Below are 21,164 nucleotides of genomic sequence, written 5' to 3'. Positions count from 1 at the left end.
CCCTTGAATGTGTCACGCCCCTGTGGCATCACCCGCCCTCCTGAATCCGGGCGCCCGGGCGCCCATTGCGGAGCGATGCTCCGTCTTCAATAACAATCGGCATGAAGAGGTGCGAGCATGGCTCAGGCGCTGGGTTTCGACTTCGGCACGACGAATACGGTTCTCGCTATGGCGGACGGCGGGACGACACGCTCGATGGCGTTCACGAGCACGGAGGGTACGGCCGACAGCATGCGCACGGCACTTTCCTTCATGAAGGATGCGCAGCTCGGCGCGTCAGCACTGAAGGTGGAGGCCGGCCATGCGGCGATCCGCCAATTCATTGACAATCCCGGCGAATGCCGCTTTTTGCAGTCGATCAAGACCTTTGCGGCCAGCGCCCTGTTCCAGGGCACACTGATCTTCGCCAAGCGGCATAATTTCGAGGATCTGATGGAGGTTTTCGTCAGGCGCCTGCGCAACTATGCCGGTGATCACTGGCCTTCGGATGTCAGCCGCATCGTCACCGGCCGACCGGTGCATTTTGCCGGAGCGAGCCCCGATCCTGTGCTGGCGACCGAACGCTATAATGAGGCGCTGTCGCGCTTCGGCTTTCCCGAAATCCACTATGTCTACGAACCGGTCGCCGCCGCCTTCTACTTCGCGCAGAACCTGAAGCAGGATGCGACGGTGCTGGTGGCCGATTTCGGCGGCGGCACGACCGACTATTCGCTGATCCGCTTCGAGACGATCGCCGGCAAGCTCACCGCCACGCCGATCGGTCACTCCGGCGTCGGCGTCGCCGGCGATCATTTCGACTATAGGATGATCGACAACATCGTTGCGCCGCTGATCGGCAAGGGCAGCCATTTCAAGAGCTTCGACAAGATCCTCGAAGTGCCCTCCAACTACTATTCCAGCTTCGGCCGTTGGAACCAGCTGTCAATCTTCAAGACCACGCGCGAATTCGAGGATCTGAAGAAGCTGGTGCGCACCAGCCTGGAGCCGGAAAAGCTCGAAATCTTCATCGACCTCATCGACCATGACGAGGGCTATCCGCTCTATCAGGCGGTGTCGGCGACCAAGATGGCGCTCTCGAATTCGGAAGAGGCAGCTTTCGATTTCGCGCCGCTTGGCCGCGGCGGGCATCGCAGCATCAAACGCCGCGACTTCGAAGGCTGGATCGCCGAGGACCTTGCGCGCATCGAAGGCGCGCTCGACGACGTGCTCGAGAAGACCGAAACGAAAGCGACTGAGATCGACAAGGTGTTCCTGACCGGCGGCACCTCCTTCGTCCCGGCGGTGCGCCGCATCTTCACCGAGCGCTTCGAGCGCGACCGGATCGAAAGCGGCGGCGAACTGCTGTCGATCGCCCATGGCCTGGCGCTGATCGGCGAACGCGACGACATCTCGCAATGGACTGTGCAATAGAACGAGCAAGGGCCGGCAATGCGCCGCCCGCCCTTTCAATGCCCATTTCTCTCCGCTAGACTTGCCGCATGATCTCCGCCAACGACCTTTCGCCCGCCGAGCTAGCAGCGCTTCTGCATTTCCATGCGGATGCCGGCGTGGAATGGCTGCTGGAGGAACAGGCGATCGACCGCTTCGCCGAGTTCGAGGCGATGAAGGCCGCCCGCCGTCCCGCGACACCCGCGCAGCAGGAGCGCCCTGCCCCTAGGGAACGTCAGGTATCACCGCGTCCGAATGCGGCGGCGCGCCCGGCCCCGGCCGAACGCGCAGCGTCCGGCCCGCAACCTGCCATTCCCGACGGCGAGGCCGTGCAGCAGGCTCGCTTCGCTGCCGAAAGTGCGCGATCGCTCGGCGAGCTCAAGACGGCGATCGAAACCTTCAACGGCTGCAACCTCAAGCACAGCGCCCGCTCGACCATCTTTGCCGCCGGCGATGCCGAAAGCGGCATCATGGTGATCGGTTCGGCGCCGGGCGCCGAGGATGATCGCGAAGGTGTGCCCTTCTCGGGAAAATCCGGCCAGCTGTTCGACAAGATGCTGGCCGCGATCGGGCTTAGCCGCTCGACTATCCTGCTGACACAGGTCATCCCCTGGCGGCCACCCGGCAATCGTGCGCCCTCTGCGGCGGAAATGGATATCTGCCGGCCCTTCATCGAGCGGCAGATCGCGCTGGCCGAACCCAAGGTGATTCTGCTGCTCGGCAATTTTGCGGCGCGGTTCTTCTTCGGCGAAAACGACACGATTCATGGCCTGCGCGGTCATTGGAAGGAGATCGCCGTTGCGGACTGTGTCATTCCTGCCATAGCAAGCCTGCATCCGCAGGATCTCCTGACCGCGCCTGTCAATAAACGGCTGGCCTGGAATGATCTGCTCGCCTTTCAGGCGAAGCTTAAGTCCCTCTCTTTGCTTAGAAATTAGCCAAAGTTGAATAATTTATGAAGCTGCCTATGCATTTTTCGCATAGCTGCATCGCGCCACAGTGCATTGCGAAATCTATGCTGCACCGCAATATAACTCTGTGTCTTGGGAGGAATCACAGGAACCAAGGCCATGAACAAGCGTTTTCGTCCTATCCATTGCGGGTTTGAAACCCTTCGCCTCGCCGGCGATCAACTTCGTTCCGCTCAGGGCTACAGCCGTTTCGGCTTTGCCACGAACGAACAGATGGTTGCCCGCGGCACCGGCGTCAGCAGCCGTATCGCGCGCCCGACCGCTATCTTCGCGGACTTCCAGCAGTATTGAGCGGCAGGCTCCGCAGCGCCGCGCGTCTTTTCAGCCGCGCAGCCTGCCCTCTCATGTCAAGAGTACCCTGAAATGTCCACGATCCTGATATCGCTTCTGAGCAACATCGACACGTTCGAGCATATCCGTGCAGCGGTCTGCGCCGCGCGGGAATATGAGCGCGAGCTTTCCGTCAAGCCGGCCGATGCGGACAAACGAATTGGCGCAGGCGCTGCGGCAATCGTTCTCTGATCAGGCGGTCATTTCCTCGCCCTGGGCTTTCGCCCATTCGAAGGCTTCATCGACATAGGCGAATTTGACCGCCTGCCAGGCGCAATATTCCTCGACGAAATTTCGCGATATCCAAAGGTGCGTCTTGCGCGTTTCGTCGTGCCAGCCGAGGCAGCCGCGCTGCGCCGCCTTTGCCAGCAGCCGTTGCAGGTGCGTGCGTGACATCATGAAATCGCCGGCGAGCGCGCGGGTTTCGACGCGGCCGACAGGGAACCTTTCCGGCTCCGCGTTTTCGATATCCATCCGGGCCATGAGGTGATCGACGACAAGGCCGCCGGCTTCTGTCCAGAGAAACAGCGCCACCTGTTCCGGCGGTTCGCGCCAGGCGGCATCTTCGAGGCAATGGCGGGCAATGCGCGGCTGGGCGAGCTTCATCAAAGAGGGGTTTGCCTGAAAAAAAGCTGCCCTTTGACCGCCATCGAGCAGGTCGAGCGCGGCGAGATTGGCAAGAATCCACCCGAACATCGCCTGATGGCTGACTTCGGCCGGCTCGAAATGGCGCGGCCGCCGCCGCTCGTCGCCCGGCGTATGCACGATGAAGCGGTAAGTATGGAGTTCTTCGATGAAGGCGAGCACTGTATTGCGGCTCGCGACCTTGTGGGCAGTGATGCGTCCGGTCAGCCGCACGGCGGTGAAGCCCGACGTCGGATCGCGCGGATCATATTCGAGGTTGAGAGCATAGGCAGTCTGGGTCAGAAGCCAGCGCTGGTGGGAGGCGAGCAGCCGCGCCAGCCGAGGACCGGCATCGAACATGCCGCGCGTCCGGCCAGCCAAAAAGCGGATGCTCATCAGAAAGGAGGAGTTCCCCGCCAATTGCTCCGCCGTGAACGCCATTATGCTTTTCTCCACCCCCGCTCACAGGCCAGCGTTCGGAGCAGCGATACCGGAAGCTCCTCCGGCATCAGCGGCCATTCAGACATGCACAGCTTCGAATAAATGATAGTCTCTCACGTTCTACAATCATATTTCGCAGGCCGGCGATATCCTAAAAATTCACCATTCTTTTCAGCCTTTGAGCGCAACTTTCGCACCGCGGCAATTCCTGGGTTAAAAACCTTCTATATCATGAGCTTGCTGCTCAGGCTTGCGGCGTGGTGGCCTTGCGCGCCTCCCTCTGCTCGATACCCAACTGATGCTCGCGATAGATGATGAAGATGCCGGCGGCGACAACGATGACCGTACCGATCAGCATGGTGGCGCTCGGCACGTCGCCGAAGACGAAATAGGCGACGATACCGCCGAGCAGGATCGACGTGTATTCGAACGGTGCGATGGTGGAGACATCGGCATGACGGTAACTTTCCGTCAGCAGTATCTGCGCGACGCCGCCGCAGAAGCCGGCCGCGATCAGGCAGAGCGCCGAAGGCCATGGCAGCATGAGCCAGCCGAAAGGAAGCGAGACTAGCGAAAAGACCGATGCGGTGATCGAGAAATAGAGCACGATCGTCGTGGTCTTCTCCTCCTCGACGAGGCGGCGAACCTGAATCATGGCCATGCCGCCGAGAACGGCCGAAAGTAGCACGGAGAGCGCGCCGATTGCCTGTTCTGCCTCCATGCCGCCGTCACGAAACAGGGTGAGTTTCGGCCAGGAGATAATGGCGACGCCGACGATGCCGACCAAAACAGCGCTCCAGCGATAGACGCGCACGGTCTCGCCGAGAAAAACCGCGGCGAAGATCACAGCGACGAGCGGCAACGCATAGCCGAGCGCGATCGCCTCCGGCAGCGGCAGATGCATGAGGCCGTAAAAGCCGAAAGCCATCGACATGATGCCGATCGTGCCGCGCTTCAGATGCCCAATCGGATTGGCCGTGTAGAAAGCCGGCCGCAACTGCCTGTTATAGGCGAGAAAGGCCATGATCGGGAAAAGCGCGAAGAAGGACCTGAAGAAAGTGACCTGACCGGGCGGAATGTCCGAGCCGGCCAGTTTGATGAAAGTCTGCATGGCCAGGAAGACCACGACCGACGAGACTTTCAGCATGATGCCTCTCATCGGATTTCTGAGAACCGAGTGCATGATCCTGGCTCTTGATACTGACTTAACACGGCGGGGAGATGCGTTCGACTCGGGAACGCAGCGGATGATTTCCCGCATCGTATCGAAAGAAATTTCCGATGGGCGAAAAAACCGCAGTCAAATCCGGGAGAATCGCAATTTCGCTTCCGCGGAGGCTCGATCTGCGCAGCTACATCCGCATTGCGCCGAAAATTCTCCTCCCTGAGGCCATTCACCCTAAAATGTCCAAGCGCGGCCGCTCGGCATTAACCAATTGAAAACCATAGCCGAGCATCGTTTTTCGTCATCCATTTCAAAAATCACCTTCACCGCCAAACGATTGCCCACCCTCCAGGATACTTTGATGAAGCCGCTCAGCGCAGAAACAATTGCCCAATCGCAGAATGCGACACCGCGCTCCATGCGCGTCGTTACCGACGGCATCAGCACCGATCTCGAGCGCTTCAGCGCCGACAACACGCATATCGTCAAGCAGATCAAGCTGCTTGCGATCAATGCGCTGATCGAGGCGGCAAGAGCCGGCGAGACCGGGAAGGGCTTTGCGGTCGTCGCCAACGAGGTACAGCGGCTGGCTCAGATCGCAACCGACATCACCGGCAAGTTCGAGAGCAACGTGCTCGGCCGCATCGGCCTCAGCCGCGCCATGGCCGATTCACTTGTCGAAGAGATGGAGGGCGTGCGCCTGACGGATCTCGCGCAAACGTTGGTGCAGCTCATCGTGCGCAATCTCTTCGAGCGCACGGCCGATGTGCGCTGGTGGGCAACGGACCCGGCACTCTGGCAGGCGCTGCAGGAACCCGGCCGGGAAACCGTTGCCTTCGCAGCGGAGCGTCTCGGCGCCATTAACCGTTTCTACACCGTCTATCTCGATCTCGTCATGACCGATCTCTCGGGCAAGGTGATCGCCTCGGCCAATCCCCATTTCCAGCGCAAGCTCGCGGGAACGAGCCTTGCCGGCGACCCATGGTTCCGTGCTGCGTCGGCCTGCGCTTCCGGCGACGCGTATATCGTCGATGACGTCAAATCCAGCCCTCTCCACGACAACAGGCATGCGCTCGTCTATGCCACCGGCATCCGCGAAAACGGCAAGCTTGACGGGCGGCTGATCGGCACGCTCGGCGTTTATTTCGACTGGCAGAACCAAGGCCAGGCGATCGTCGAGAAAGAGGCGAACCTGCCGCCGCAGCTGGCGGAAAAGACGACGGTCATGCTGCTCGACGGCAAGAGCCGGGTCATCGCCACCACCAATCCCGCGTTCCTCTTTTCCCATTTTGCGCTCGCCAACCCATCCGGCCAGGCAAAAGGCAGCTACTACGACAACAATGGCTCGATCGTCGCCTTCGCGCGCACCCTCGGCTACGAGGACTATGACGGACTCGGCTGGTACGGCGTCGTCGTGCAGCGGACGGAAAGCGATGCGGCGATCAAGATAGCGCTCAACCTAAAATAGTGGCCACTTGAAATCGCGCCTCACGGTTACAAACAGAGTAATTGCCCGGGAACTTCATGTTCTCGGGCAATTTGCTTTAACTTTAGTTCAGACTTTAATGTAATCATGCCCGGCAAATTTATAGCAGAGTGCGCCCGCCTCTGTATTCCGCGATTGTCCAATAACGGTCTTCAGGAACCACCATGCGAACAGATACCGGCCAGGTTATTCATCTGGCAGATTACCGCCCCACCGACTTCGAGCTGGAACGCGTGGACCTGACCTTCGAACTCGACCCGACGGAGACAAAGGTCGAGGCCCGCCTCATCTTTCACCGCCGCCCGGGCGCCGATCCCACGGCGCCAATCGTTCTTGACGGCGACGAACTGACGCTGTCGGGGCTGCTGTTTGACCAGGTGGAGCTGGACCCTTCGCGCTACGACGCGACGCCGGACAGCCTGACGGTGCGCGACCTGCCGGAAAGCGCGCCGTTCGAGCTGACGATCACGACAATCATCAATCCCGAGGCCAACACCCAGCTGATGGGCCTTTACCGCACCGGCGGCATCTATTGCACACAGTGCGAGGCTGAGGGCTTCCGCCGCATCACCTATTTCCCCGACCGGCCGGACGTGCTCGCGCCATTCACGGTCAACATCATCGCCGACAAGGACGCCAACCCGCTGCTCCTGTCGAACGGCAACTTTCTCGGCGGCGCGGGCTACGGCCCCGGCAAGCATTTCGCCGCCTGGTTCGATCCGCATCCGAAGCCGAGCTATCTCTTTGCGCTCGTCGCCGGCGATCTCGGCGTCGTCGAAGACACGTTCACGACCATGTCCGGCCGTGAAGTGGCGCTGAAGATCTATGTCGAGCACGGCAAGGAGCCGCGCGCCGCCTATGCCATGGACGCCTTGAAACGGTCGATGAAGTGGGACGAAGAGGTCTTCGGCCGCGAATACGATCTCGATATCTTCATGATCGTCGCCGTGTCCGACTTCAACATGGGCGCCATGGAGAACAAAGGCCTCAACATCTTCAACGACAAATACGTGCTCGCCGATCCCGAGATCGCGACCGATGCCGACTATGCCAATATCGAGACGATCATCGCGCATGAATATTTCCACAACTGGACCGGCAATCGCATCACCTGCCGCGACTGGTTCCAGCTCTGCCTCAAGGAAGGCCTGACGGTCTATCGCGACCACGAATTTTCATCCGACCAGCGCTCGCGCCCGGTCAAGCGCATCGCCGAGGTGCGTCATTTGAAATCGGAGCAGTTTCCCGAAGACAGCGGTCCGCTTGCCCATCCGGTACGGCCGACGAAATATCGCGAGATCAATAATTTCTACACGACGACGGTTTACGAGAAGGGCAGCGAAGTCACGCGGATGATCGCGACGCTGCTTGGCAGAGGCGACTTCAAGAAGGGCATGGACCTCTATTTCGACCGCCACGACGGCCAGGCGGTGACGATCGAGGATTTCGTCAAATGCTTCGAAGAGGCAAGCGGGCGCGACCTCGCGCAATTTTCGCTCTGGTACCACCAGGCCGGCACGCCGCTCGTCACTGCGTCGGGCAGCTACGATGCGGCGGCGGCCAGCTTCACCCTGTCGCTTGAACAGATGACGCCTGCTACCCCCGGCCAATCGGTCAAGGAGCCGATGCATATTCCGCTGAGCGTGGCGCTCTTCGGTGAAAACGGCGGCAAGATCGAGCCGAGCTCCGTCGAGGGCGCGGAATACGCCGGCGACGTGCTGCATCTCACAGGCCGCACGCAGACGGCGGTGTTCCATGGCGTTGGCTCGCGGCCGGTCGTTTCGATCAACCGCAGCTTCTCGGCGCCGATCAACCTGCATTTCGATCAGAGCCCGGCCGATCTCGCCCATCTCGCTCGCCATGAGACGGATCATTTCGCCCGCTGGCAGGCGCTGACCGACCTTGCGCTGCCGAACCTCCTGAAAGCAGCGCGCGACGCCCGCGAGGGCAAGCCGGTCGCCTGCGAGGCGACCTTCGTCGAGACGCTGATTGCGGCCGCCGCCGACGAGAGCCTCGAGCCCGCCTTCCGCGCCCAGGCGCTGGCGCTGCCGAGCGAATCCGACATCGCCCGCGAACTCGGCGGCAACAACGATCCCGATTCCATCCATGCCGGCAGGCAAGCGGTCCTGAAACAGATCGCCGATGCCGGAAAGGACGTCTTTGCCGCCCTCTACGCAACGATGACGACATCGGGCGATTTCAATGCTGACGCGAAAAGCGCCGGTCTGCGCGCGCTGCGCAATGCCGCCCTCACCTATCTCTCGTATACCGAACAGACGCCGGCTCGCGCCAAGACCGCCTTCGATGCGGCCAATAACATGACCGATCTCAGCCATGCGCTGACGATCCTGGCCCACCGTTTCCCCGACAGCGCGGAGGCCAGCGAGGCGCTGGCGACATTCCGTGACCGTTTCGCGGAGAATGCGCTCGTCATCGACAAATGGTTCGCGATCCAGGCCGGCATTCCCGGCGCGAAAACCCTGGATCGGGTTCGCGCTCTGATGGACGATCCGCTTTTCAAGCGGACCAACCCGAACCGGATGCGTTCTCTGGTCGGAAGCTTCGCCTTCGGCAATCCGACCGGCTTCGGCCGCGCCGATGGCGAAGGCTATCGCTTCCTGGCCGCCCAGATTCTCGATATTGACGGGCGCAACCCGCAGCTTGCCGCACGCATCCTCACCTCCATGCGCTCCTGGCGCTCGCTGGAGCCGGTGCGTGCCGACCATGCCCGCGCAGCACTCCTTGAGATCGAGCGGGCTCCAGCTCTTTCGACCGACGTGCGCGACATCGTCGAACGCACGCTTAAAGGGTGATCGACTTCGGACGGGCCGTCGCAACGATGCGCCGGCCTTCCATCCGGCGACCCGAATCGGCGGAAAAGCGCGAAATCAGAAATAGTTAACGGATTTTTACCTTTACCTCTGGACAAGGCGAATCACCCATGATTCTCTAGGTCAGGTTCGAGCGAGCGGCGCGCGAATCACATGAGGGACAAGGCGAAGAGATGATGGACGTGCGGCGGGCAACCGTGGCCGGAGGACGGCTGCGTGTCGATTTTGACGGGCTGAAAGCCTGGCGAGACAGCCTTTCCGGTCATGCGACATCGGAACCGCTTCTTCGCCATCTGCCGAAGGCGGAGCTCATCTTGAAGCGCGCCATTCCGGCGCTGATCGTTGCCTTCCTCACCGTCGTCGCCGCCTCGCATTTCTTCGGCATGATGAGCGAATACGCCCGCCTGGAGGCATCGGCCCGCCATGCCACGGCGCTTTCGGCGGCGACCGCCTCCGCCGTATTTGCCGACGCCGCCGATATCTTCGACAGCGGTGATATCGCTGAGGCGCAGGCGCGGCTTGCCAGGTTCCTGCCGCAGGACCGGCTGGACAGCGGCGCCTTCGTGCTGCTCGTGCAGGCAAGCGGCAAGGTCTTTGCCGCGACGACCGCCGGGCTTTCGCATGTCGGCAGCAATGTCGGTGATTTCTTCCCCGAGGTTTCGGCGATCCGGCGTTTCGGCGATCGTGCCGGCGTCATCGAAACGACGATCGGCGGCGTGCCGCACTATGCCGAGATCACACTGATGGGCAATGCCGGCGGCTATATCGTCGCCGCCACTTCGCTCGACGAGATCAGCCGGCTGTGGCGCGAGGAACTGGCGCTCAACGTCACGCTGTTTGCCGGCATTTCCTCGATCCTGCTCGTGATCCTCTATGCCTATTACACGCAGGTGAAGCGCGCCCGCGACGCCGACGACATCTTCCTTGAATCGAACCTGCGGGTCGAGACGGCGCTGTCACGTGGCCGCTGCGGCCTCTGGGACTTCGATTTCGAGAATCGGGAATTCTTCTGGTCGCGCTCGATGTACGATATGCTCGGCCTGCCCGGTTCCGACAAGACGATGGGCTTCGGCGAAGCTGCTCGGCTGATGCATCCCGATGACGGCGGGCTCTACGAGATCGCGCGTGCCATCGCCAAGGGCCATTCCGGCCAGGTCGATCAGATCTTTCGCATGCGGCATGCCGGCGGCCATTATGTCTGGATGCGCGCCCGCGCCCAGGTGATCCGCAGCAATTCCGGCCGCATGCACCTGATCGGCATCGCCATGGACGTGACCGAACAGCATCGGCTCGCCCAACGCTACGCGGAAGCAGACCAACGGCTCGCCGACGCCATCGAATGCACCTCGGAAGCCTTCGTGCTCTGGGATAAAAACGATCGGCTTGTCATGTGCAACACCCATTTCCAGCAGGCCTATGGGCTGCCGGACAGCGTGCTGGTGCCTGGCACCGAGCGCTCGATCGTCAATGCCGCGGCCGCCCGCCCCGTCATCGAACGGCGAATCGCCGATGCCGACGGCTCCGGTTATTCGCGCACGACCGAGGTGCAGCTTGCCGACGAGCGCTGGCTGCAGATCAACGAACGGCGCACCCGCGACGGCGGCAGGGTTTCGGTCGGAACCGACATCACGTTGATGAAGCGCCACCAGGAGCGGCTGCGCGAATCCGAACGCCGGCTGATGGCAACGATCGGCGATCTATCAGCCTCGCGCCAGACGCTGGAGGTCCAGAAATCCGAGCTTTCGACGGCCAACGCCAACTACCAGGCGGAAAAAGAGCGCGCCGAGGCCGCCAACAAGGCGAAATCGGAATTCCTCGCCAACATGTCACACGAGCTGCGCACGCCGCTCAACGCCATCCTCGGCTTCTCGGAAATCCTGCAGAACCAGATGTTCGGGCCGCTCGGCTCGCTGAAATACGACGAATATGCCCGCGACATCCATGACAGCGGCAAACATCTGCTCAACGTCATCAGCGACATTCTCGACATGTCGAAGATCGAGGCCGGCCACCTCAAGCTGCACCGCGAGCGCATCGACCTCGTGCCGCTGATCGAGGAAAGCCTGCGCTTCACCGCCATTCCGGCGGCTGAAAAGAACATCGTCATCGACCAGCGCATCTGCTCCGGCCTCACGCTGATGGCCGATCGCCGGGCGATGAAACAGGTGCTGCTCAATCTGCTCTCCAATGCTGTGAAGTTCACCGACAATGGCGGCCGCATCGCGGTGCGCACCCGCCGTGTCGAAGGCGCCGTCTTCGTCACCATCGCCGACACCGGCATAGGCATTCCGCGCTCGGCGCTATCCAAGATCGGCCAGCCCTTCGAACAGGTGCAGAGCCAGTACGCCAAGAGCAAGGGCGGCTCCGGCCTCGGGCTCGCCATCTCACGCTCGCTGACCTCGCTGCATGGCGGCCGCATGAAGATCCGCTCCCGCGAGGCGGTGGGTACCGTGATCTCGCTGCGCATTCCGGATGATGTCTAGGGTCGCTCCATATTGAAGGAAAGCTTCAGGACGACTGCGTCAAGCACCTGATGAATGAGTCGGTTATCCCTCTGCCTCGGGGCAAGCGGCGATGGATCACGTGCTCCGGCAATGGTTTCGAACTCCATCTAACGCCCGTCATTGCCCGGCCCTGTGATGCTTGTGTCATACGGCTCCGCGAAGTCCTGCGCCCACAGACGGAACTTGCGCAAACACTAATGTATCCAAAATGCGAAGTAAAATTTGCGTTTACGCCGCACAATTTATGCGGATATGCGAAGGTAACGATTTAGCAACTGCCGCAACCGATAACGGGCGTGTAGCTGACAAACATTCTTCATCTGCCTGCTCAGCTTAAACAAATCAATTTCCGTCGGGTGAATCACTCATCCGGCCACCGTTTCTGCGAGCTATTCTCAGGATCTTAAGACAGGGATCATGACGACATCCTGTTTTCCATACAGAGAAACCGAATGTTGCCGTCATCCATCTTCTCCCGCATTAGCTCCAAACTGGCAATCATGTCTGGTCTCGGAATGGTGATGGTCATCACCATGCTGACAACCACTTGGCTGACGAACCGAATGGTCGGCGAAAGCTCCAGTCTCGAACGGCGACAGCTGATCATTTCGCGCATTGCCGTGGATATCAAGGCTTCTGTCCGAGGCATGCAGGTCGGCGTACGCGACCTCCGCCTTGCCGATTCGACGGACAAAGTTGCGACAGCCGTTGCCTTCATAGCCGAGAACCACGAATCGGCGAGCAAATACCTGAACGAGGCGATGTCCGCCATGGCAGTAGGCGTCGACTCGGATCGAATGCAGAATGTCAAAGGCATGACCGACGCTTACTTCGCCTTGGCGGGCGATCTCGCGAAGGTCATCAGAGCAAAGCTCGGTCAACCGGCGACTGATGCAAACCTGAAAGGGCAAGAGGAAGAACTTAGGGCAAAGCTGCTGGGAATTGCTCAAAAGGCGACCAAGACGCTGGACGAGGGCGTTAACGCCGCCAAGGAGAGTGCGCAGCAGGCAGACGTTGACAAGATCGACATTCAAAGTTTGGCCCAAAAGCTGAATCTCGGCGTTGGCATGCTTGTTCTCATGACGCTCGCAGCTTCCGCTGTTTTCGGCAGCCGCGCTATCGCCAAACCGATTGCGCGGATCACCAGCGCGATGGGCAATCTCGCTTCCGGCGATACAACGGCACAGGTCCCGTTCGTCGGTCGTCTGGACGAGATCGGGGCAATGGCGGCCGCGGTGGACGTGTTCCGGGAAGCGGCCATCACCAACAGCCGTCTCGAAGGTGACGCACGGGCGTCGCGTGAACAACAGGACGCCGAGCGGGCCGCGACCCAGAAGCGCATGGAAATGGAAGCCGAGCAACTGCGCTTTGCCTCCGAACATCTCGGCGCCGGCCTGAAGCGCTTGGCGGCCGGCGACCTGGCTTTTCAGCTGAACGAGGCTTTTGCATCCGACTTCGAACCTCTTCGCCATGACTTCAACGAGTCGGTCCGCCAGTTGAATACAGCTCTGTCGACGATGGCTGAGAGCATCACCATAATGGACGGCGGCACACGCGAAATCGCCACTGGCGCCGGGGATCTCGCCAAACGCACCGAGCAGCAGGCTGCCTCGCTGGAGGAGACCGCAGCCGCGCTCGATCAGATCACCGCCAATGTCAGCTCGTCAACGAAGACGACGGAAGAAGCCCGCACCGTCGCGACCCAGGCCAACCAGAGTGCGGCGAAATCTGCCGAGGTGGTTTCACAGGCCGAAGAGGCGATGCGGCGGATCGAGCAGCGCGCACAGCAAATCTCCAACATCATCGGCGTCATCGACGAGATCGCCTTCCAGACCAATCTGCTGGCGCTCAACGCCGGGGTCGAGGCGGCGCGTGCCGGCGAGGCAGGCAAGGGCTTTGCGGTCGTCGCGCAGGAAGTGCGCGAACTGGCGCAACGTTCGGCCAAGGCAGCCAAGGAGATCAAGGACCTGATCCAAAATTCGACGGCCGAAGTGGAAGGCGGCGTGAAGCTGGTGCACGATACCGGAGAGGCATTGAACGTCATCGGTAGCTTCATCAGGCAGATCAACGACCATATGAGCTCGATCTCCGTCTCCGCAAAGGAGCAGGCGACGGGTTTGGCGGAGATCAATACCGCGGTCAATTCGATGGACCAGAGCACGCAGCAGAATGCGGCGATGGTGGAAGAATCGACAGCTGCCGCCTCAAGCCTGGCACAGGAAGCCGCAAAGCTTCGCGACCTCGTCGCGCGCTTCAAACTCGGAGCGGCGGCACCGCGAGTGGCCAATCATGCCAGCCAGCCTGTAAGTTCACCTGCCCGCGCACTTACCCGGAAGATTGCCGGCGCCTTCGGCGGCGGGAGCAAGGCTAATGCCGCTCAGACGTGGGAGGAATTTTGATCCGCGCTGAACTGCCGGACAGCGCTGGAATTGCTAGGTCTTCACAACGGTCAGGAATATTTTCCTGACTGCCTTTGACAACCGTTTCACCTCCCCTTCCAGCATCCTGATGTCGGGGCAGTCACCGGCGCGGCAGACGAGCTCGATGAGGCCTGATGGCGCATCATTCGGATCGAACAGACCGTCGATGGAGAGACGGATCAGCTGCGAAAGGCCGGTATAAAGCGCGAAGGCCTCGAGGCACAGGTCGAGATCGGCCGTTGCCATCAGCCGGTCGCCCAGCACCTTCAGCGCCTCGCCTGTGCTCATGCCGTTCACGGCAATGCCGACACCCTTGGTCGGCGCGATCAGCGCCAGGTACTGGGCGATGAATTCGAGGTCGATGACGCCGCCGGGGATCAGCTTCAAGTCCCACGGGCCGGAAGGCGGTTTTTCCTTGTCGATTAGTTCGCGCATCTCGCCGACGTCATGCGCCACTTTGGCGATGTCGCGGTCGGCCGACAGCACTGCCCGAATGATCTGCTCCGCCTCGGCGATGAGGCTGTCGTCGCCGCAGATCAGCCGGGCGCGGCTGAGCGCCATATGCTCCCAGGTCCATGCCTCCTCGCGCTGATATTTACCGAAGGCGTTGATGCGGGTTGCGACCGGCCCCTTGTTGCCGGAGGGACGCAGCCGCATGTCGACCTCATAGAGCACGCCTTCGGCAGTCGGCGCCGAGAAGGCGGCGATCAGCCTCTGGGTGATGCGGGTGAAGTAACGGGTCGCGTCGAGCGGCTTCGGCCCGCCGGATTCGCCGGCCGCGTCGTCGTAATCGTAGAGCAGGATCAGATCGATATCGGAACCAGCCGTCAGCTCGAAGCTGCCGAGCTTGCCCATGCCGGCGACCGCGATGCGCCCGCCGGGATAGTCGCCGTGTGCTGCCCGCATTTCGCTCACCACGGCGTCAAGCGCGGCTGTGATGATGAGGTCGGCGAGATGGGTGAAGGCGCGCGCCGCCATCGCGCCATTGATCGCGCCAGTCAGCAGGCGGATGCCGATCAGGAAGCGTTGCTCGGCGGCGAAGATGCGCAGCCGGTCGAGCACTTCCTCATAGTGGCGCGCCTGGGCGAGCGAGCCTTTCAGCCGCTCGCCGAGGTATTCGCGCGTCGGCAGCTCGGCCATCAGGCCGGGGTCGAGCATGCCGTCGAAGACGTGCGGCTTGGCGGCGATCACCTCGGCAAGCCGGGGTGCCGAGGACATGATGTTGACGATCAGCGACAAGAGCGCCGGGTTGCTGCCGAGCAGCGAGAAAAGCTGGATGCCGGAGGGAAGGCCCGAGATGAAGCTGTCGAAGCGCAGCAGCGCCTCGTCGGCGCGCTTGCTTTCGCCGAAGACCCGCAGGAGCTCCGGCGCCAGTTCCGTCAGCCTTTCGCGCGCTTCGACCGACTGCGTTGCGCGGTAGCGGCCATAATGCCAGGTGCGGATGATGCGGGAAATGTCGGACGGCCTGGTGAAACCGAGTTTCTTCAGCGTCTCCAGCGTATCCGGGTCGTCACCCTGGCCGGTGAAGACGAGGTTTCCAGTGTCCGTGGAAAGCTTGCTCTCCTGTTCGAACAGGTGGGCATAACGTCGCTCCACCGTCTTCAGCACGCCGACCAGCCGTTCGGAAAAGCTCGGCGTATCGGTGTAGCCCAACATGAAGGCGATGCGCTTCAGGTCGGCATCTGTCTCCGGCAGCAGGTGGGTCTGCTCGTCGCGCACCATCTGGATGCGATGTTCGACATCGCGCAGGAACCAGTAGGCTTCCGTCAGTTCGTCACGAGTCTCCGCGTCGATCCACTTCGCCTTGGTGAGTTCACCGAGCGTCTCCTCCGTCGCCCGGCCACGCAGCGCCGGCATGCGGCCGCCGGCGATCAGCTGCTGGGTCTGGACGAAGAATTCGATCTCGCGGATGCCGCCGCGGCCGAGCTTGACGTTATGGCCCTTGACCGCAATCGCACCGTGGCCCTTATGCGCGTGGATCTGCCGCTTGATCGAATGGATGTCGGCAATCGCCGCGTAATCGAGATATTTACGGAAGACGAAAGGGGCGAGCCCGCGCAGGAAGTCTGCACCCGCAGCGAGGTCGCCGGCAACGGCGCGCGCCTTGATGAAGGCTGCCCGCTCCCAGTTCTGGCCCCTGCCCTCGTAATAGATCATCGCCGCATCGACCGGGATCGCCAGCGGCGTCGAGCCGGGATCGGGGCGCAATCTGAGATCCGTGCGGAAGACATAACCGTCTGCAGTCCGCTCCTGCAGGATGCGCACCAGCCGACGCATCATCCTGGGGAAGACCTCGATCGCGTCATCGGGGTCGGGCACGATGCCTGCCTCTTCGTCGAAGAAGACGACGAGATCGATATCGGAGGAATAGTTGAGTTCGCATGCGCCGAGTTTGCCCATGCCGAGCACGATCAGCCCGGAGCCCTCGCTCGGTGCCGCCGGGTCCGGCAGCCGCAGCTTTCCGCCTTCATGCGCCGAAAGCAGCAGATGGTCGATGGCGGCGGCAACTGAAGCCTCGGCAAGCTCGCTCAGCCAGGCCGTCGTCGCCCGCCCGTCAATAATGCGCGAGAGATCGGCGGCTGCGACCAGGAAGGCCACCTTGCGTTTGATGATGCGCAGCCTGCTCATCACTACGGATTCTGGGGGCGCCGCCCCCTCGCAGTCTGGCCGCCAGCAGCTCCGCGCCTCGGCGACCAGCGCCTCGATCTGCGGCTCCAGCGGTTGCGTAATGGCGCCGGCAAGCACGGCGGGATCGAGATTGACGATTTCACGCAAATAAGGCGACAGCGTCAGCACCGCCGCGATGAAATCGCGCAGCGGTCCCTCCGTCTTAAGCATCGCAGCCACCGACGGCTCGTGTCTGCCGGCCTCCTGAAGGTCGGCCAGCGCCAGCTTCAGCTCCGTCTGGTTCAATGGACGCAGCAGCCCCTCGGCGACATCCTTCAGGCCGTGCGTCGATTTCGTCAGCATGCGCTCTCCCTGCTTTACCATGGAGGGAAACAGTCACACAGAATCGCGAGCCACTTCCTTCGATCGGCATTAAACTAGGGTCTCGGCATAAAACCGCCAATACGCGATTCACCCGATCGTAATTCGGCGGAAGAGATCAGGCAGCCTTGGCCGGGAAGATCATACTGACGGTCAATCCGCGCCGTTCGGGCTTGTCTGGATCGGTATCGGAAAGTTCGAGCCGGCCGTTGTGCAGTTCCATCACGGCTTCAACAAGCGAAAGCCCCAGCCCCGTTCCGGGCTTCGAGCGGCTTTCGTCGAGGCGAACGAAGCGTTTCACCACGTCATCGCGCCTTTCGGCCGGGACACCCGGCCCGTGATCAACCACCGAAAGGCAGATACCGTCCGGGCGGCGGGCGAGCTTCAGCGACACCACGCCTGCTCCCTCCGTGTCGGAGGAATATTTGATCGCATTGTCGAGCAGGTTGAAGATCGCCTGGCCGATCAGTTCGCGATTGCCCTGCACTTCGACATCGGGCTCGATGCTGGAGCTGAGGCCGAGGCCGGCTTCCTCCGCCGCCGGCTCGTAAAGCTCGGCGCTGTCGGAGACGATGGCCGAAAGCTCGACCGGCGACATTTCCGCTGCGACCGATCCAGCCTCGACTCGGGAGATCATCAACAGCGCGTTGAAGGTGCGGATCAGCTGGTCCGATTCTGAAATGATGCCCTCAAGAGCTACGCGCCGGGTATCGCCGTCGGTCATATCAAGCGCGTCGGCCGCCTTGTTGCGCAGCCGCGTCAGCGGCGTCTTGAGATCGTGGGCGATGTTGTCTGAGACCTGCCGCAGCCCCTCGTTCAGCTTCTCGATCCGCTCCAGCATGGTGTTCAGCGACACCGACAACCGGTCGAATTCATCGCCGGATCCGCCCACCGGCAGGCGCTGCGAGAGATCGCCTGCCATGATCTTCTTGCTCGCATCCGACATGCGGTCGATGCGTTTCAGCGCATTGCGGCCGATGGCGAACCAGATGATGATTGCGCCGAGACCCATGATCGCCAAAGCCACCATCAGCGCCTGGCGGACCAGCAGCCGGAACCGCTCGGGGTCGCCGAGGTCGCGGCCGATGAGGATTCTCAAGCCGTTGTCGAGCACGAAGATATTGGCGATCGCCCGATGACGGCGCTCGACACCCCCACCGTCAGTGTAGCGTTGATAGGCGAAAGGCGCGGAGGTCCAGCCAATCTCCTCGAAGACGCCAGGCTGCACCGAGGCGACATTGCCGGCGAGAATATCGCCCGAGGGACCAGCGATGATGTAGAGGTTGGCGCCCGGCTGGCGGGCCCGCCGCTCCATGGTGCGCAGAAGAAGGTTCATGCCGCCGGTGTCATAGGCGCGCTGTACCTGCTCCACTTCCTGCCTGACGGCATCACGGATCTGGCCCGTCAGCAGCCGTTCCGACATCGCCGTCACATAGAAGACGAGCGTCGCGGCGCAGATGGCGAAAAGCAGGATGTAGAGTGCCGAAAGGCGGACTGCGGTGGACTTGAAGAGAACCCTGAAGCGGCTCATCCCTCATCCTTGATCATGTACCCCGCGCCCCTGATCGTCTTCAGGAGCGGCTGGCTGAAGTCCTTCTCGATTTTCGAGCGCAGGCGCGAGACGTGCACGTCGATCACGTTGGTCTGCGGGTCGAAATGGTAATCCCAGACGTTTTCGAGCAGCATGGTGCGGGTCACCACTTGGCCGGCATTCTTCATCAGATATTCGAGCAGGCGGAATTCGCGCGGCTGTAGCAGGATCTCCTTGCCGCCGCGGCGCACCTCGTGGGAAAGCCGGTCGAGTTCGAGATCGCCGACCCGATAGACGACGTCCTGATCCGGCGTGCCCTTGCGGCGGCCGAGCACTTCGACACGCGCCAGCAATTCACTGAAGGCATAAGGCTTCGGCAGGTAGTCATCGCCGCCGGCGCGAAGACCGGTCACACGGTCATCGACCTGACCCAGCGCGGAGAGGATGAGGACCGGCGTATGGATGGCCTTGCGGCGCAGCTCGCTGATGACGGACAGCCCGTCCCGGCGCGGCAGCATGCGGTCGATGACGATGACGTCGTAGGTATTTTCGGACCCCATGAACAGGCCGCTCTCGCCGTCGCTGGCGTGATCGGCGACGATGCCCGCCTCACGAAAGGCTTTCGTGAGGTAGACTGCGGCTTCGAGATCATCTTCGATGATGAGAATCTTCATGCGGCCGACATTACCCGCCGGCTGCGTTTCGGCAAGGCTCAAAGCATGTTCCTGCGGGGCGGCGCTCATTGAGATCATCCTTCAAAGATCAGAGGAATCGAGCCGCGCGGACTTTCGTCCGCGCGGGCTGTTGTTTCCCGGGGATCAGCCCTGGCCGTTGATCGGAAGCGCTACGAAACGGCTTCCCTCGCTGGACTGGATCTGGAAGAGAGCGCGGGTGCGGCCGTCCTTCTTGGCCTGGTTCAGCACCTTGACGACATCGGCAGCGGTGGAGACCTGCTGATTGTTGACGGAGGTGATCTTTTCGCCTTCCTTGATGCCCTTGTCGGCAGCGTCGGAGTCCGGGTCGATACCAGTGATCGCCAGGCCCTTGCCGTCGTCGGAGGGACCGACCGTCAGGCCGAGATCGGCAAGCGCCTTCTCGGAAGCCGGCGCCTCAGGTTGCTGCGGCTGAATGTTCTCATCGGCGGAGGCATCCTTCTGATCGGCCGGCAACGTGCCGAGTTCGACGGTGAGCGACTGCGCCTTGCCGGCACGCCAGACCGAAAGCTCGGCCTTGCTGCCCGGCTGCATCGCACCGATGCGGCGGCTGAGATCACGGGCATCCTTGATCGTTTCGCCGTTGAGGGCGGTGACGACGTCGCCTGCCTTCATGCCTGCCTTGTCACCCGGCGATCCGGCCTGCGGGGCGACGACGAGGGCGCCGCTCGGCTCGGAAAGGCCGATGGATTCGGCGATATCCTTGGTCACCGGCTGGATCTGGACGCCCAGCCAGCCGCGCGAAACCTGGCCGTCCTTCATCAGGTCGGCGACGACATCCTTTGCGGTCGAAGCCGGGATGGCGAAGGCAATGCCGACGCTGCCGCCCGACGGCGAGAAGATCGCGGTGTTGATGCCGACGACTTCGCCGCTGAGGTTGAAGGTCGGACCGCCTGAGTTGCCGCGATTCACGGCCGCATCCACCTGCAGGTAATCGTCATAAGGACCGGAGCCGATGTCGCGGCCGCGAGCCGAGACGATGCCGGCAGTGACCGTTCCACCGAGGCCGAAGGGGTTGCCGACGGCAACGACCCAATCGCCGACGCGGACGTTGTTATCGTCGGCCCAGTTGACGTAGGTGAACTTCTTGCCCTTGCCGTCGACCTTGAGCACGGCGAGATCGGTGCGCGGATCCTTGCCGATCAGCTTGGCGTCAAGCTCGGTGCCGTCATTCATGACGGCGACGAAGGCCTGGCCATCGGAAACGACGTGGTTGTTGGTGACGATATAGCCGTCTTCAGAGATGAAGAAGCCGGACCCTTGGGCGACGGGGCGCAGACGGCCCTTGCCGCCCGGGCCGTTCGGACCGCCATTCGGGCCATTCTGGCCGAAGCGGCGCGGATGGCCCTGCTGGTCATTCGGGTCCTGGCCGAACTGCTTGAAGAAGCGCTTCAGCGGATGATCGTCGGGAAGATCGTCGAAGCCGCGGCCGTCGAGGGAAAAGCCGTCGTTGTCGGCGACTTGATTGACGCGGTTTTCGACGCGGACGGAAACGACGGCCGGCGAAACGGCGTCGACGACATTGGCGAAGCTCGGAACGGCGGGCGCCTGAACCTTGACGGCTTCAGCATAAGACCGGGTGATTTCGAGCGGAACGCCGGTTGCGAGCACAGCGGCTGCGATACCGGCGACGGTAGAAGCCTTGAGCACAGTGGCGAGGGACGGACGTCCGTTGAAATTCTTAAGCATTGGAGCACCTTCTCTTGTTCTTAGATCTTCAGACCGGCGGCGC

General features: G+C 61.9%; 15 protein-coding genes. 9 read left to right on the top strand and 6 right to left on the bottom strand.

Going from position 1 to position 21,164, the window contains the following annotated elements; all coding sequences use genetic code 11:
- Window positions 1-117: 117 nt before the first annotated feature.
- The 4 genes from EFQ99_RS08960 to EFQ99_RS34965 all read left to right on the top strand — a co-directional run bounded on the left by EFQ99_RS08960 (window position 118) and on the right by EFQ99_RS34965 (window position 2,921).
- Window positions 118-1,410: an Hsp70 family protein gene (locus EFQ99_RS08960; RefSeq protein ID WP_126920672.1), complete on the top strand. Its 1,293-nt coding sequence runs from the start codon at window positions 118-120 to the stop codon at window positions 1,408-1,410.
- A 68-nt stretch (window positions 1,411-1,478) separates the two neighbouring features.
- Window positions 1,479-2,366 (top strand): uracil-DNA glycosylase, encoded by an 888-nt coding sequence (locus EFQ99_RS08955; protein WP_126920671.1) that lies wholly within the window; start codon window positions 1,479-1,481, stop codon window positions 2,364-2,366.
- A gap of 132 nt (window positions 2,367-2,498) precedes the next feature.
- Window positions 2,499-2,690 carry a hypothetical protein gene (locus EFQ99_RS08950; protein ID WP_126920670.1) on the top strand — a complete coding sequence of 64 codons (192 nt, stop codon included), beginning with the start codon at window positions 2,499-2,501 and terminating at the stop codon, window positions 2,688-2,690.
- A gap of 72 nt (window positions 2,691-2,762) precedes the next feature.
- On the top strand, window positions 2,763-2,921 hold the full coding sequence (locus EFQ99_RS34965; RefSeq protein WP_164736354.1) for a hypothetical protein: 159 nt from the start codon (window positions 2,763-2,765) through the stop codon (window positions 2,919-2,921).
- On the opposite strand, the gene EFQ99_RS08945 is transcribed toward EFQ99_RS34965, so the two are convergent.
- Complete coding sequence (locus EFQ99_RS08945) at window positions 2,922-3,794, bottom strand: hypothetical protein (protein ID WP_126920669.1); 873 nt, start codon at window positions 3,792-3,794, stop codon at window positions 2,922-2,924.
- Between the two features lie 244 nt (window positions 3,795-4,038).
- A complete protein-coding gene (locus tag EFQ99_RS08940) occupies window positions 4,039-4,977 on the bottom strand; it encodes a DMT family transporter (RefSeq protein WP_126920668.1) in 939 nt (312 codons plus the stop codon).
- 98 nt (window positions 4,978-5,075) lie between these two features.
- Between EFQ99_RS08940 and EFQ99_RS34960 the strand changes: the two genes are divergently transcribed.
- The 5 genes from EFQ99_RS34960 (at window position 5,076) to EFQ99_RS08920 (ending at window position 14,179) form a co-directional block, all read left to right on the top strand.
- Window positions 5,076-5,234 carry a hypothetical protein gene (locus tag EFQ99_RS34960; protein ID WP_164736353.1) on the top strand — a complete coding sequence of 53 codons (159 nt, stop codon included), beginning with the start codon at window positions 5,076-5,078 and terminating at the stop codon, window positions 5,232-5,234.
- Between the two features lie 86 nt (window positions 5,235-5,320).
- Window positions 5,321-6,427: a methyl-accepting chemotaxis protein gene (locus EFQ99_RS08935; protein ID WP_126920667.1), complete on the top strand. Its 1,107-nt coding sequence runs from the start codon at window positions 5,321-5,323 to the stop codon at window positions 6,425-6,427.
- Window positions 6,428-6,609: 182 nt separating this feature from the next.
- Window positions 6,610-9,258, top strand: a complete 2,649-nt coding sequence (pepN, locus tag EFQ99_RS08930) for an aminopeptidase N (RefSeq protein WP_126920666.1) — start codon at window positions 6,610-6,612, stop codon at window positions 9,256-9,258.
- A 191-nt stretch (window positions 9,259-9,449) separates the two neighbouring features.
- A complete protein-coding gene (locus EFQ99_RS08925) occupies window positions 9,450-11,759 on the top strand; it encodes a PAS domain-containing sensor histidine kinase (RefSeq protein WP_126920665.1) in 2,310 nt (769 codons plus the stop codon).
- Window positions 11,760-12,232: 473 nt separating this feature from the next.
- A complete protein-coding gene (locus EFQ99_RS08920; protein ID WP_126920664.1) occupies window positions 12,233-14,179 on the top strand; it encodes a methyl-accepting chemotaxis protein in 1,947 nt (648 codons plus the stop codon).
- Window positions 14,180-14,212: 33 nt separating this feature from the next.
- On the opposite strand, the gene EFQ99_RS08915 is transcribed toward EFQ99_RS08920, so the two are convergent.
- The 4 genes from EFQ99_RS08915 to EFQ99_RS08900 form a co-directional block, all read right to left on the bottom strand.
- Window positions 14,213-17,170 carry a bifunctional [glutamine synthetase] adenylyltransferase/[glutamine synthetase]-adenylyl-L-tyrosine phosphorylase gene (locus EFQ99_RS08915; protein ID WP_126920663.1) on the bottom strand — a complete coding sequence of 986 codons (2,958 nt, stop codon included), beginning with the start codon at window positions 17,168-17,170 and terminating at the stop codon, window positions 14,213-14,215.
- Window positions 17,171-17,306: 136 nt separating this feature from the next.
- A complete protein-coding gene (locus EFQ99_RS08910; RefSeq protein ID WP_126920662.1) occupies window positions 17,307-18,719 on the bottom strand; it encodes a sensor histidine kinase in 1,413 nt (470 codons plus the stop codon).
- A complete protein-coding gene (locus EFQ99_RS08905) occupies window positions 18,716-19,471 on the bottom strand; it encodes a response regulator transcription factor (RefSeq protein ID WP_425376266.1) in 756 nt (251 codons plus the stop codon). Before EFQ99_RS08905 ends, EFQ99_RS08910 begins: the two co-directional genes overlap by 4 nt.
- A gap of 66 nt (window positions 19,472-19,537) precedes the next feature.
- Window positions 19,538-21,121, bottom strand: a complete 1,584-nt coding sequence (locus tag EFQ99_RS08900; RefSeq protein ID WP_126920660.1) for a Do family serine endopeptidase — start codon at window positions 21,119-21,121, stop codon at window positions 19,538-19,540.
- Between the last annotated feature and the right edge of the window lie 43 nt (window positions 21,122-21,164).

Origin of the sequence: Rhizobium vallis (assembly GCF_003985155.1) — a bacterium.
GTDB lineage: Bacteria > Pseudomonadota > Alphaproteobacteria > Rhizobiales > Rhizobiaceae > Rhizobium > Rhizobium vallis.
Note: the sequence above shows the minus strand (reverse complement) of the source record. Positions and strands in the feature narration are given on the sequence as shown.